Here is a 13116-nt window from a genome sequence, read left to right on the forward strand (position 1 = left end):
CAGGACGCTGCGCCGCCTCGCAGATCGCTTCAGCATCGATCGCGTCGTTCTTGTGCCGCTTCACAAACGGCTTCACGTAAGCGGGCGGGATTAGCCGTACGGTATAGCCCATCTCCAGCAGCTGGCGCGCCCAGTGATGCGCCCCGCCGCACGCCTCCAGCGTAATCATGCATCGAGGCTGTCCGGCGAAGAAGTCGAGGAGCTTGCCCCGGGTCAGCTTCCTGCTGAACAGCATCGCACCGCGCTCGTCAGCCGCCTGCACGTGAAAAACACTCTTGGCGTTATCCGGACCGATTGTGGTAACATTCGACACGAACGCCTGCCTTAGTGGTGATGAACACCTCCACCATGGCACAGCGATGTCCTCGGGAGGCGTCCACGCCATCAGCAATGGGGGCACCTACCCCACGATGATCGTAGGAGAGGCGGTCCCATAGCAAACGTTTGAAGCCCCGCATTGCCCCTGGCTCGACGTACAACGTCTGATTCTATCTTTGGCGTTGGTCGGATTACGATGGCACCGTTGCGGTCAAGGTCACCTGAGCAGCAAAACGTCAGCCTTGGGAACTGCCGTCAGAGTTGCGGATTCATCATGGTGCGGACAACAAGCGGATTGACTTGAGAATGGCTGACGACACATCAAAGCGTGGTAACGAAGATCGTCGCAAAGTCGCCGCGGGCGAGGAATACGAGGTCGCTTACTTCGCTCGCAAGCACGGCATTGAGCACGAGCAAGCGCTGGCTCTCATCGAAGAGATCGGAAACGATCGAGAGAAATTGGACCAGGCAGCTGCCCGACTGAAGACGGCCTGACAAACAACCATTGGAGCGTGGAGTCGTGCAGGAGTTCGCCGCTTCGACCATCGCGACGTGGAAGAGCGGACCTCTGCAGCTTTGGCAGGGCAAGGTTTCGCCTGCATGAGCCCACCAGAGCCAAATGGTTCGATCGATCCCGCTCTCGCGCGCCTGATCGTTGAATCCTCTACCGACTTCGCGATCTATACGACCGACCGCAACGGCCTGGTGACAAGTTGGAACCCGGGCGCTGAGAAGCTGATCGTGCGACCTGCGCAAGATGCTCTGGGCATGGACTCGCGTAGCATCTTCACCCCTGAGGATCGGACAGCAGGCGTTCCCGACAATGAGATGGCACGCGCCCTCAAAGAGGGCCGCTCAGTCAACGAACGGTGGCACATCCGCGCCGACGGATCCCGCTTCTGGGCCTCGGGTCTGCTGATGCCACTGCGCGATGGGGAAGGCGCGGAACCGCACGGCTTTGTAAAGATCATGCGCGATCGGACTGTCGAGCGCGAAGCCGATCGCCGCTTCAGCGCCATGACGGCTGCGTTGCCGGGCTTTGTTTTCGTAACTGATGCCGATGGCAGCAACGTCGAGACGAATGAGCAGTATCAGGTCTACACCGGGCGGTCTGCTGCCGAACTGACCGGCGATGGTTGGTACCTTTCGCTTCATCCAGACGACCGGGAGCGTGCGACCGATAATTGGTCAAGAGCTGTGCAAACGGGCAAGATCTACGAAGCAAGCTACCGGTTTCGCCGCCACGACCATGTCTATCGCAGCTTTGCCTGCCGTGCGGTGCCAGAACGCGACTCCGAGGGTCGCATACTGCGCTGGCTTGGCACGTGCCTCGACGTTGAGAACGAAGCACGCGCGCGTGCGGCGCTGGAAGATCTCAATCGCACGCTCGAGCATCGAGCCACGCAAAGCGACGCCGACTTGGCAACTGCAATCGAGACTTTGCGCATCGAAGTGGCCGAGCGCCAGCGGACGGAGGACGCACTGCGCCAGGCGCAGAAAATGGAGGCAGTGGGTCAACTCACAGGCGGCGTCGCGCACGACTTCAACAATCTGCTCACAGTCATTCGCTCCTCAATCGATCTATTGCGCCGCGCGGATCTCTCGGATGAGCGCCGCGCGCGGTACATGGACGCGATATCCGAGACAGTAGACCGTGCAGCAGGTGTGACACGCCAGCTTCTCGCCTTTGCTCGTCGGCAGCCGCTGCAGCCGGAGAAGTTCGATCCGGCTGCGCGACTGAAAGAGATGGCATCGATGCTCACCAGCACACTCGGTGCGCGTGTCGCTCTCACCGTCGAGACGGACGGTAACGCCTGTCTGATCCAGGCCGACCCTAATCAGTTCGACACTGCGGTACTCAACCTCGTTATCAATGCGCGCGATGCCATGAACGGAGAGGGGGCGCTCACCTTGCGTGTGGAGCAGGTCGAGAGTCTTCCGGCGCGACGCGGCCACCTGGCGAACTCGGGCCGCTATACCGCAATCTCGGTCACGGACTCGGGGACAGGCATCCCCGCCGACCAGCGCGACCGTATCTTCGAGCCGTTCTTCACAACCAAGGACGTCGGGAAGGGCACGGGGCTTGGACTGAGCCAGGTCATCGGTTTTGCCAAGCAGTCGGGCGGGGACGTGACGCTTGCCAGTGTCCTTGGCGAAGGGACCACGTTCACATTTTATCTGCCGCGCGTGACCGGAGTGCAACGACACCACCCGGAGCCGGTTGGGCTGATCGAGCAACGGCAGGGTGGTCGCGGATCGATCCTCCTCGTCGAGGACAACGAGACTGTGGGCCAGTTCGCCGAACAGTTGCTGGAGGACCTCGGCTATGAGACCTGTTGGGCACCGAACGCACATGCCGCGCTCGATCTCATCTGCGAAGCACCGGGCCGCTTTGACCTGGTCTTCTCGGATGTGGTGATGCCTGGTATGAGCGGCATCGATCTCGCTCGTCGCCTGCGCGAAGGCCACCCGAACATCCCGGTCGTGCTCGCCAGCGGGTATAGCGACATCCTAGCGGCCGAAGGCACGCATGGCTTTCCGTTGCTGCACAAGCCATACTCAGTCGACACGCTTTCCAGCGCCATCAGCAAAGCGCTAGGTCGGTGAACGCGAGTAAAACTGTTCAGTCGTAAGATCATTCTCCTAACGCGGCTAGGTCGCTGCTTGCTATTGTTTCCCTGCTCCCAGATTAGATCCGCTGGTACGAGATCGTCCGCCAAGGCCACGTGGGCCAACGCTCAGCACAGCGTCTGAAATCTTGTAGGTTGAACGGCACCAAGCATCCGGTGCGTGGCGACAACGACGCTTGCGCTATCGGCAGGGCGGATGGTGATAAGTTCGTCCCAGGTGATGCCGAGGTCACGCGGCTGCTTTCGACCAGTCCTGTGCAATTTGCCTTCGAGGCGCTCGATTTGTCAGCATCGCCCTCGAACTGCTCGGCCCCAATCACGGCGGCTCGCACCGACGCTCCGGCCCCTGATTGGAAGCGCTCAGTGCATCAGTTCGGGCAACCGCCCTTGCGCCTTTTCGGCTGTCGAGCCCGGCGCTCAGACGCCGACGTTCGGCAACGATTAATGAGTGGCAACTTGTGGAAGCACCCGAGGGCTGCTGAATGACAGTTGTGGGTTAAGGCCAAACCGCGGGGAGCAGCATGCCTGCGCCGGTCATGAAAGCACGGCGGCTCACTCCTACAATCCCGCGCAGCGGCTTGTGACCAGCCGGTCCTTCTGCCCCCTTATCCATTCGACTTCCGCTGGCTCGCTCGCTAAGATTCGGATCATGGGTAGCGTGCACAAATTTCAGCGTCCGCCGAAGAACGAGCAACAGTTCAAGGGCTATCGGCCGAACCCGCCAAGTGGAGCGAGGCGGGGGAAGTTGGCGCGTCGGCAGCTGCGGGGGTGGCAGAAGACTTCAATCGCCTGGTCGGCGCTTGTGCTCTTTGCTGTCGGACTGTGGGTAATAGGCAAGTTACTGTAGCGCCAGTCGCCGCTCGCGCTGGCTTGCAGGCATCCAGAACACACGATCTCTCCCGTTCAGTGCTCGTTGCATGCCGCCTCCAATCTGCTCGGCAAAGCTGCATGAAACGGTAGCTTGTGGGAAGCGCGTCGTCGCCGCAGAATGGCGGCTTGTGGGTCCTCGCAGTTGCGGCGGGGAGGGCGGCGGCCACCCTCCCTGCTTCTAGAGCAAGTTCTGCTGCGAGGCACTTACCGTAGCTTAGCTGGCGGGTACGAGTTCAAGCGCTGCGGTGTTGGTGCCGGTCTTCGCATACCAAGCATTGCTATGGTCAGCCTCTCTCCGCATCTCGGCGATCTTCTGCCGAGCTCCACTCTCGGAGTTGGCGAAAAGCATGCGAACGACGTACTTCTGGTCATGCCTGAGACCGAGCGGCAATGGATGAAGGGAGGCGATGCGCCTTACCGCCCGGATTGTTGCGAAGTCGTACTCGCGATTGCCAGAGGACTTCAGAAGCTTCACGTCAGCTGGAGCGCCGCTCTCGCTGCAGTTGAATTTGACCGCGACAATGCCTTGGCTGGGACCCAGTGATCCGAGATCATCCCGAACTCGCAAGCCTTTGTTGAGATCGGTGATCACCCGAGCTGACCAGTTCGCCAGCGAAGGGGACGTCTGCATAGCAGCACCAGATAAAGGTGCTTCGGCATGAGCGGCATAAGCACAGATGAAGAAAGCCGCAGCGCCGGCGGCTTCAAGATTTCGCTTCATTTCGACTATCTCCCGTTCTCTGAGCGAGCGGCCCGTTGGCCGTGTTCACGCTTTGCGCCGATGCGGCGTTATGGGAGAGGATGAGGAACTGACGGATTGCCGATGTTTCGCCGATCTTTCCAAGCTTGAGGGCATGCGCTGTCTCAAGCGGTAGCTTCGGTCATGCGATACGTACCGAAAAACGCTGATGTGCTGGCCGGTAATCTCGACCGCGAACATACAGGTGACTAAGCTAATCGCCGCGTGGGGGAGAGAGTCGGGAGCTGGCCGTGCGACGAATTGAGCTCGCGAAGGAGCCCGAATTCGAGATGGGTGGCGTTGCCGTCGTACCAGCCTATCGTCAGCTTACGGCAAGCGATGGCGGGCAAGTAGTGGTCGAGCATCGTGTCATGCAGGTGCTCATTGCCTTGGCAGATGCTGCTGGCGCGATTGTCACGCGCGATGAGCTTATCAAATCGTGCTGGGATGGCCGCATCGTGGGTGATGATGCGATCAACCGCGTGATCAGCCGTTTACGCCGAACTGCACAGGAGCTTGGCGGTGACGTGTTTCGGGTCGAGACCATTAACAAGGTTGGGTACCGGCTCGTCCTGATTGGAGAACCCACGGCCAGCGATGCCGAGAAGCAAGCTGACGCTTCGCGGGATGCCGCATCGCTCGCTCGATTGCCTACTGCAGCGCCGATCGAAGATGAAACGGCAGCGGCTACGCTGACCGCATCAGCGGCACCGGCGAGCCGGATCAACGCTCGCAGGATTGTATCCTTGTTCCGTCGACCGCCAGGGATCACGGTCGCAATCTCAACGCTGTTGATATTGGCGGCCGGGCTCTGGCTTTGGTTCCCCCATGAGCCGGGATCGGGACATAGCATGACAGTGCGCCTGGCAGGATATCTGCTCTCGTCCACCGATCTGCCAGCGACCATTCAGGAGTCAACGAACGCTGAAGTAGCGGCGCCTTCAACGATGATGGTGTTATCGGCATTTCGACTGTTCGCAAGGTGCTGCCCTCGGCCACGCCGGCGTATTCTCTGGGCGGAGTAATCTACAAGAACAGTAACTCCATTCGCGTGGTCAGCCAGTTGACCAACGATCGCTCGGGTGTGGTTCTATGGTCGGACAGCGCCAACTACCCTGCGAGCCAAATTTCGAGGGTTCCGCACAAGGTGGCGATCGACGTCGCCGTCGTAATACGCTGCGGTCTCTCCGGCGCTGCAACCTACCGGGAAGCGCTGCCGGACGAAGCACTCAGCAACTACATGCGATACTGCCAGGAGTATTGGTCCTATGGCGGAAGCAAGACCTTGCACTTTGCGCGCCGAGTTGTCGCTTCGGTTCCGGATTTCTCGTGGGGATGGTCTGCCGTTGGTAACGGCTATGTTCAGTCCTTGCACGATGAAGGTGACAGCCGCCGAGCCGAAGCGCTCCGGAAGGCAGGACGCCAGGCGGAAGACAAGGCTCTGGCGCTGGACCCCAGAAATGGCGAGGCCTTGGCGCACAAGGCGTATCTGATCGACTCGCGAGATTGGCTGGGGCAGGAGGCCTTGTTTAGAAGCGCCATCGCGGTCAAGCCGCTCGATTGCGGTTGCGAGCATTACGGCTACGGTTTGAAGCTGCAAAGCGTGGGCCGACTGGCTGCAGCAGTTGCCCAGTTTCGTGCCGCCACGGACATGCTGGCGCTTTGGCCGGACTCGCAACTCGCATTGGCGAACGCCCTTGTAGCCACGGGTCAAGACGACCAGGCCAAGCCAAGCTTCCAAGCAGCCATTGATCTCAGCAAGGATCCCCATTTTGAACAATGGCTTGCGGTGAGCGAGGGAATGGAAACTGGCGAGTACGCCTCAGCCATGATTGCGCTTGATAGTCCGGACCTGCAGGTGTCCAAACCGAGCCGAGATGCAATGCTGTTCGCTTACGAGGCTCTGGTGTCAGGAGAGCCGCACGCGCGGGAGAAGGCTGTCGCAATGCTCGTCGGGCTCCCCGAACGCGAACGAAGCAGCAGTGTTGTGCGGATGTTAGGGGCGCTGGGTGCGCCTAAGGAAGCATTGCAAGCTGCAGGTGAGCGGCCATGGCTCTTCTGGCGGCGCAGCATGCGCGGCGTCCTTCATGAACCAACCTTTTCGACTGTCGCCCGACAACTCGGCCTGGTGACCTACTGGAAAGCGTCACGAACAAAGCCGGACGTGTGCTTCGAAAAAAGTAAACCAGTCTTCTGCTCGATGGTCTGAGCTTCTCGTTGCTCTGAACAAAAAGTGGTCCAAGTTCATCGTTATCGCTGGTCTTTGAACATCCTTCCTTGCCGGCGCTTATGGCAGAACCAGCGGAAAGAAGATCCCAATCAACTAGTTGCCCAAACTCGGGAATTGGCAGCAACGCCTGCTCGACACAATCCGCGGTTGCTCGGCGACGCTCACGACAAACAGGCCGACGCTATCCGCAAGAGAACCGAATGATGCAATCGATGCCGAGTGGATTACGGTACGTTCAGGACCGATTATCTAGAGTTCTCGGGGCGCCAGGGTTCTATTCCATCCAGCAAGCCAGGTAGCTGCATAAAGTGGTCTAGAAGGTCCCGTGCGGCTTCGGCAAGCCGTCCCAGGTTGCGCGAGGTCTGCCAGTCCGCGGTAGTCGCAGCAAGGTGTTCAAGGCCAGCTATCTCGTTGGCCATTACTCCCAGCAAGGCTGAGGCATCAGTAGATCCCGAACACTGAGGCATGCGCACCGACCTATGATCGTTTACGCAGGCGCATTAACCTAGAGCATGTGACACCAGCCTGAACACGCGGGCCCTGTGTTGCTTGCAAGTGAGCTGAGCCGCGCTTGTCCGCCGGTTTTCTGTGATTCGGACCTCACGTTCTATTTGGTTGCACACAGGTGTCTGCAAGCGGCCATCAAACCGGATCAACGGACGGTAGCTACTGGGGAGCCGGCGAGTGCCGCCGAGCGACCGAGACTGGAACCAAACTGGGATGACAAAATTCTCACACCAGGGCACATTAAAGCTAAACCCTGTTTCGGGGGAACGCGTTGAAGCTGCGCCGTGCTCAGGAGCGGGCTGCAGTATTCTCGTGTGCGAGGAAAAAGCGCAGCATAGCCCGTGAGGCATCCGGCCCTCTGGCATCTACGTGGGAGCCCGCGGGATCGCCGCCCGACCATGCATGGCCCGCACCGTTTATGGTCCACTGCTCAATCAGCAGGCGTCCGGCACTGTCGCGGCTCAGCGTACGGCGGTAACGCCTTCCTCCGGCAGTGCCCGCCTCCGTATGGACCGTAAGGGGAACGCCGGTCGCAGCTGTGGCTATCTCGACGATCTCGCCTGCGTTCGCTTCGTTCACGATGCCGTCGCGGTCGCCATGAAAGGTGATCAGGGGCACGAAGCTGGCAGAGGGCGGTCCTTGCCGACGGCGGCTGCCCTTCTTCATCGCCGTGAGTGCCTCCGGCAAGTTTCGCGCTGCCCCGCATGCGAGGCCTGAGTGGACGCCGATCGCAGCGAACAGGTCGGGGTAGGCGCTGGCCATGATTGTCGCTGCGGCACCTCCTGCTGAGAGACCGGCCACATAGACGCGGCCGGCGTCAGCGCGCTCCGTGGCGATCACTTCGTGTGCGACGCCCGCGATCAGCGCTGGCTCCCCCTGACCGCGCGTCTGGTCGCCGGGCCGAAACCAGTTCCAGCAACGCTGCTGGTTGGCAGCCTGCGTCTGGCGCGGATAGGCCACGATGAAGCCCAATTCGTCCGCAAGCCGGTTCATGCCGGTGCCCCGCGCGAAGTCCTAAGGCGTTTGGGTGCAGCCGTGCAGCATAATCACAAGCGGCATGCCCGGAGTTGCGGAAGCCGGCCGGTACAACATGTAATCGATGGAGCCGGCTTGCCCCAGGTGTCGTCGTGCTTCGAACCGGCCGCTTGTCGGGGAAACGTGCGGCTCGCATTTCGCTGTTACGGACTCTGCCTCAAGGTCGATGATGCGATCGGCCGCTGCCGGCACGAAGTTCGTGCCCTTGCCCCTATCGGGGCGCAGCAGCAGGGCGGTTGCGCCGGCAAGGTCTCCGTTGCGGGTCCGCCGCAGCGCTTCGGCCATCTTGCTTTGAAGGTTCAACGGCGTTCTCCGGTCACGTGATACGGTCAGCCAGCGCCGCCTTAACTGCCGGAGGAGCGTGGAGCGCCCCCAGTACGTTAATCTGTGCGATGGCAGATCGGGCGAGCTCGGGCGTGACGTCGGATGCAATCGTTACGAGCCCCAGCACTCGGATGTCGAGCGTCTCTCCCGCCTTCAGCGCCGCTTCCAAGTCGCTCGCCGACAGATGACGTAAGCCCAGTTGAAGCTGGCGACGCTTTGCGAACTGGCGAGCCTCCTCGCTATGCCGCTCGAGCTGGTTGCGGATGGCGGTGCGGATGAAGTCTGTCCGGTTTCGATAGAAGCCCTCGCGAACTAGCAGGTCCACGTGGCCCAGATCGACGAAGCCAAGATTGATCGTGATCTTCTCACTGTCGAGTTGCCCAGCCATAGCACCATTTACCATCCACCTGGATGGTATATGGAACTCCCGAGACAAACTGCAAGTGGGTGTCAGCGGCAGAGCGCACCACGCCCGAAGTGCTTGCTTGAAGAGGCGTGTTCATGCCGAACGGATCCGACACAAGCCATGACTTGGATCAGAGGTCAGAGCGGGTGGTCACTTAGGACGCTTAGATGCGGACACGTAGAGGCAGCGGCAGAGCTCTATCTGGGCTTGTGTATCGCGCGTTCGCGGGTTCAGGCAATCAGATAGCCGTGCAGCTATATGGCGTTGCAAAAACCGAAACCTAGTGTCGCGCTCTTCGCACTTGCAGCATTACGTTTACGCCAGCATAGACGATAAGCCTTTCAGGCATCCTCTCCCAAACTTTATCAGGGCTGGTCTTCGGATCGGCCCTTCCTTTTCTCGCGCGAGCCAAAGTGGTCCGCCAGCTAGGCCTGCAAGTTCAACTGCAACCGCTCTTTGGAACGTGCGAGCGGCCGGTTATGTTGACGGCAGCCTCGGGCCGAACCTGAACAATCAGCGAAGTTGGGGAGCCGACATGGGGTCCTAAGCGCCCGCAACTGGTCAGCGCTCGCCGAACGCTTGCCATGTATTTCGGACAAGCCGGCAATTACCCAATCCCGCGTTGAACAGCCGCTCCTGCGTCAGGCGGTCGTGCCACACTAACATGCCTCTCAACCATGATCTTAGTGGCTTTTGGGCTGGCGAGGTCCGTTACCTTCGCCATCGAGAAAATTGGCGGGTTCCGATCCTCAGGACAGACGCCGCGTACCGCTGGGAGCCCAGGGCGGTGTAACGCCGGTCACAGCACGGCCGGTCAGTAGCCCAAGACGGGAAAATTGTCCGGATGGCACGGGAGCAACGCGATCGCAGGCAGCGTTGTGTTCGGGGACTAGGAGACGAGCGTGGCCGATCACACCACAAATCTGGATCAGAGCGAGCAGCGCGAGGTCGAGGAGAACAGCGCCCCGGCGGCGAAGGTGGTTCATGCGGTGGTCTCGAAGCAGGGCGCCGAAGAGATGGAGCGGCCGCTCGACTCGCTGTTTTGGTCCGCGGTCGCCGCGGGCATCGCAATCATGGCCTCGCTTTCTGTCAGCGGCGCCTTACATCACTACTTGCCCGATGCGCCCTGGCGCGAGTTAGTCGTAGCCTTCGGCTACCCGATTGGCTTCCTGGTGGTTGTATTGGGGCGCATGCAGCTGTTCACCGAGCAGACGGTAGTCACCATCCTGCCACTCGCGCGTGAGGCGACAACGCGCAACTTCGTGCGGGTCGCGCAGCTCTGGATCTTGGTCTTCGTGGGCAACATAACCGGCGCCGCCTGCGTCTCCGCGCTGGCCGCATTCGGGCACGTCCAATCTCCCGAGGTGCTGGCGGGCATGGTCGACGTCTCGGCCAAGCTGCTCGAGCGAGACGCCGGCCAGACACTGCTTCAAGCTATCCCGGCAGGCTTTCTGATGGCCGCGCTGGCCTGGGTTCGCGCGGCCGAGGACCACATGGGCTTTTGGATCGTTCTTGCGCTTACGCTGGCGATCGGCCTGTGTGGCTTTGCTCACGTGATCGCCGGGTCGACTGAGGCTTGGCTGCTGTTGTGGACAGGTAAGGTAGATTTAGGATGGGTGCTCGCTGGCTTTCTGCTTCCGGCCCTCGCGGGCAACGTGATTGGTGGAACAGGCCTCTTTGCTGTGCTCGCCCACGCGCAAGTGCGAAGCGAAATCTAAAGGGCCTTCCTCAAATCTTATCGAAGAGCGGCAAAGTGGGTCTGGGGATTGCTTTTAACCGATTTGCCCAACAGATCTCGGCCAAGGGTCAGTCAGGTGAACACGCCAATAGTGGTGATCCCCAGGCAGTCGCCGCCTCAAGTAGTGTTCAACACCACGAATATCGCACATCCATGCCGTCGTTTGACCGCCGCTACCATTACTCGTTTAAGCCGAGTCAGCCGTGCCGGGTGCCCAAAGAAATGATCGGGCAAAGCTGCATGAGGGGCAGCCTGTGAGTATCGCCTCAGCGCCTCTAGACGCGCGCTTCCTGGTCTCTTGACGAAGCTAAAATGCGTTGTGTCGCTCCGCTGGAGTTGTAGCGGTCTGTGATGCCAATTCGCACTGAGCAGGTGACTTCGAAGCAAGAGCTGGAGCCATCTTCGGCGCCTCTCTCCATCCATCCGCCGTCGAAGAGCCTCATGAAACCGGTGAGCGACACAAATTCGACTTGCTCCTTCGACCCATGGCGCCAGCGTGGTGGCTTGCCACTCGCTACGTATTTGACCGCGGAGAACGAAGCGATTGCCATGATGAACTGCGCCAGGCGGGTGACCACGATGTGATCAGCAGCAGAGGCGTTCGTGAGCGCAGGTGCAGGGATCGTGCTCCTTTCGGCGAGCTACTTCCGAGCGAATCTCGCCTGCGGCCGGTCTGGGGAGAGGCAGTCCGGCGCGTCCCATGGGGGGGGGCGAAGTGATGATGAAGCGATGGTGCTTCCGCGCTCCAGAGGCTTGAAGCCGTTGCTTGTCACTGTCGGTGCCGCGCCCGTCCGGGCTGGGTTCGCCTCATACTCGCGCGACATTATGATCCGCATCATTGATCGTGACGCTCTGCTTGTTGACATGACTGCCACGTCGATGCGCTTGTGGGGCTCACGCTTGCCAAAGCACGGCTGCTCCAAACACTTGTCGAAAAAATGCTTCGCCTAACGCGGCAGCGGACCGCCACGGCATTACGTACGCGACTGTTCGCCCCCAGCTTGCCAGCGTCTCCGCCAAAACCGAGACGAGAAATCGAACCGGTCTTGTGCGGTTGGCGACGCGGCTTTCACGTTGACCGCTTCTCTCGCGAGGAAATGGAACTCCTGCAATATAAGTGTCGGTGCTCTTCCTCCGTCCCGGCACTCAGAGCGTTACCAATCTGATGCTTGAAGCACCAGCGCGGCGATGGCCAAAGAACGCTGGCCCTCAGAGCCTTGCGAGGGCAAGGGGCCGAACAGATATACCTCCTTGATTGGTACCGACATCCTGGCCGGTCCACATGAGCTAACGGCGGACCCATTGAGCAACAGTGACCTGCGAGCGACTTCGGATGTGCCGCTCATCGACGACAACGAGAGCGGGATTGAGCAGTTCATTGCTCGCGCCAAGCGCCGTGGCTTCGTCACGATAGAAGATGTGGAGGCGGCGCTTCCAGCGGACGAGGTCTCAACAGACCAGATCGAACAGATCATGGGCGCCCTCTCGGAAATGGGCGTCAAGATCGTCGAGAATGAAGAGGGTGAGAGTGCTGACGCTGAAGCGCAAGCTGACGCGGATCCCGAAAACGACGACGCGGAAGGTGACGGTAGGACCGGGCAAAGAACTCCGAGCAACGGAGCTGCCGACAATCTGGGCCGTACCGACGACCCTGTACGCATGTACCTTCGTGAAATGGGCGCGGTTGAAATGCTCAGCCGTGAGGGCGAGGCCGCTGTTGCAAAGCGGATTGAAGCCGGCAGGGACATGATGATCCTCGGGCTATGTGAAAGCCCGATGACCTTTCACGCGATCATCCAGTGGTCCGAGGCGCTTAATAGCGGCGAGATGCAGCTGCGCGAGATCCTTGATCTAGATGCGATGTACGCCACAGAGCCGACGAGCGAGTCGATGTCCGCCGAGGGTGAGGCGCAGATCACCGAGGCGGCTGCCGGCCCCGCCTACAAGGAAGATGAGGACGAGGACATTGAGCCGGAGCGCTTGGGAGGCGACGATGAGGGAGACGCTGAAGGCGGTGCCAAGAAGGCAGGGGAAGAGGAGGAAGATAACACCCTCAACCTTGCGCAGCTCGAAGCCGCGCTCAAGGACGATGCTCTCGCAAAGTTCGCTGAGATTACCGAGGTGTTCCGCACGTTCGAGAAGCTTCAACGCGAGCGTCTCGACGCGCTGGCGCTCGGCATCGACTTCCCGGTAGCCAAGGAGCAGCAGTACCATGAGCTGCGTGAGGAGCTGACCGCGCTGGTCGAGTCGGTAAGGTTCCACGCAACCAAGATCGAGTACCTGATTGACAATCTCTACGCGTTCAACCGGCGCTTGACC

General features: G+C 60.4%; 10 protein-coding genes and 1 pseudogene. 6 read left to right on the forward strand and 5 right to left on the reverse strand.

Annotated elements, in window-relative coordinates:
* Positions 1–313: transposase (locus GV044_RS13315; RefSeq protein ID WP_159871568.1), on the reverse strand; the 313-nt coding region annotated here is incomplete at its 3' end.
* A gap of 311 nt (positions 314–624) precedes the next feature.
* On the opposite strand from GV044_RS13315, the gene GV044_RS13320 reads away from it, so the two are divergent.
* Both GV044_RS13320 and GV044_RS13325 read left to right on the forward strand, forming a co-directional pair.
* Positions 625–813 carry a DUF3606 domain-containing protein gene (locus GV044_RS13320; protein ID WP_159871571.1) on the forward strand — a complete coding sequence of 63 codons (189 nt, stop codon included), beginning with the start codon at positions 625–627 and terminating at the stop codon, positions 811–813.
* Between the two features lie 105 nt (positions 814–918).
* Positions 919–2925 carry a PAS domain-containing sensor histidine kinase gene (locus GV044_RS13325; protein WP_159871574.1) on the forward strand — a complete coding sequence of 669 codons (2007 nt, stop codon included), beginning with the start codon at positions 919–921 and terminating at the stop codon, positions 2923–2925.
* Positions 2926–4032: 1107 nt separating this feature from the next.
* Here GV044_RS13325 and GV044_RS13330 read toward each other — a convergent pair.
* Positions 4033–4539, reverse strand: coding sequence for an energy transducer TonB (locus GV044_RS13330; protein WP_159871577.1), 507 nt, complete (start codon positions 4537–4539; stop codon positions 4033–4035).
* Positions 4540–4808: 269 nt separating this feature from the next.
* Here GV044_RS13330 and GV044_RS13335 point away from each other — a divergent pair, with 269 nt between their 5' ends.
* Together GV044_RS13335 and GV044_RS13340 are read left to right on the forward strand one after the other, a co-directional pair.
* On the forward strand, positions 4809–5582 hold the full coding sequence (locus GV044_RS13335) for a winged helix-turn-helix domain-containing protein (RefSeq protein WP_159871580.1): 774 nt from the start codon (positions 4809–4811) through the stop codon (positions 5580–5582).
* Positions 5540–6766: a hypothetical protein gene (locus tag GV044_RS13340; RefSeq protein WP_236554965.1), complete on the forward strand. Its 1227-nt coding sequence runs from the start codon at positions 5540–5542 to the stop codon at positions 6764–6766. The genes GV044_RS13335 and GV044_RS13340 overlap by 43 nt, the downstream gene beginning before the upstream one ends.
* A gap of 816 nt (positions 6767–7582) precedes the next feature.
* On the opposite strand, the pseudogene GV044_RS13345 reads toward GV044_RS13340, so the two are convergent.
* The 3 genes and pseudogenes from GV044_RS13345 to GV044_RS13350 all read right to left on the reverse strand — a co-directional run.
* Positions 7583–8293: pseudogene (locus tag GV044_RS13345) on the reverse strand (PHB depolymerase family esterase); the annotation flags it as partial.
* A 15-nt stretch (positions 8294–8308) separates the two neighbouring features.
* Positions 8309–8614: a hypothetical protein gene (locus GV044_RS21855; RefSeq protein WP_236554966.1), complete on the reverse strand. Its 306-nt coding sequence runs from the start codon at positions 8612–8614 to the stop codon at positions 8309–8311.
* A 31-nt stretch (positions 8615–8645) separates the two neighbouring features.
* The gene (locus tag GV044_RS13350) at positions 8646–9041 is read right to left on the reverse strand and encodes a hypothetical protein (RefSeq protein ID WP_201299101.1); all 396 of its coding nucleotides are present in this window, start codon (positions 9039–9041) and stop codon (positions 8646–8648) included.
* Positions 9042–9961: 920 nt separating this feature from the next.
* Here GV044_RS13350 and GV044_RS13355 point away from each other — a divergent pair.
* Both GV044_RS13355 and GV044_RS13360 read left to right on the forward strand, forming a co-directional pair.
* Positions 9962–10777: a formate/nitrite transporter family protein gene (locus GV044_RS13355; RefSeq protein WP_159871589.1), complete on the forward strand. Its 816-nt coding sequence runs from the start codon at positions 9962–9964 to the stop codon at positions 10775–10777.
* Between the two features lie 1322 nt (positions 10778–12099).
* Positions 12100–13116: RNA polymerase sigma factor region1.1 domain-containing protein (locus tag GV044_RS13360; protein WP_305778432.1), on the forward strand; the 1017-nt coding region annotated here is incomplete at its 3' end.

Origin of the sequence: Novosphingobium sp. 9U (assembly GCF_902506425.1) — a bacterium.
GTDB lineage: Bacteria > Pseudomonadota > Alphaproteobacteria > Sphingomonadales > Sphingomonadaceae > Novosphingobium.

Excerpts from the sequence above, each read along its gene's own strand:
- GV044_RS21855 (WP_236554966.1), bottom strand. The coding sequence starts at position 8,614 with ATGGCCGAAGCGCTGCGGCGGACCCGCAACGGAGACCTTGCCGGCGCA.
- GV044_RS13330 (WP_159871577.1), bottom strand. The coding sequence starts at position 4,539 with ATGAAGCGAAATCTTGAAGCCGCCGGCGCTGCGGCTTTCTTCATCTGT.
- GV044_RS13320 (WP_159871571.1), top strand. The coding sequence starts at position 625 with ATGGCTGACGACACATCAAAGCGTGGTAACGAAGATCGTCGCAAAGTC.
- GV044_RS13350 (WP_201299101.1), bottom strand. The coding sequence starts at position 9,041 with ATGGCTGGGCAACTCGACAGTGAGAAGATCACGATCAATCTTGGCTTC.
- GV044_RS13325 (WP_159871574.1), top strand. The coding sequence starts at position 919 with ATGAGCCCACCAGAGCCAAATGGTTCGATCGATCCCGCTCTCGCGCGC.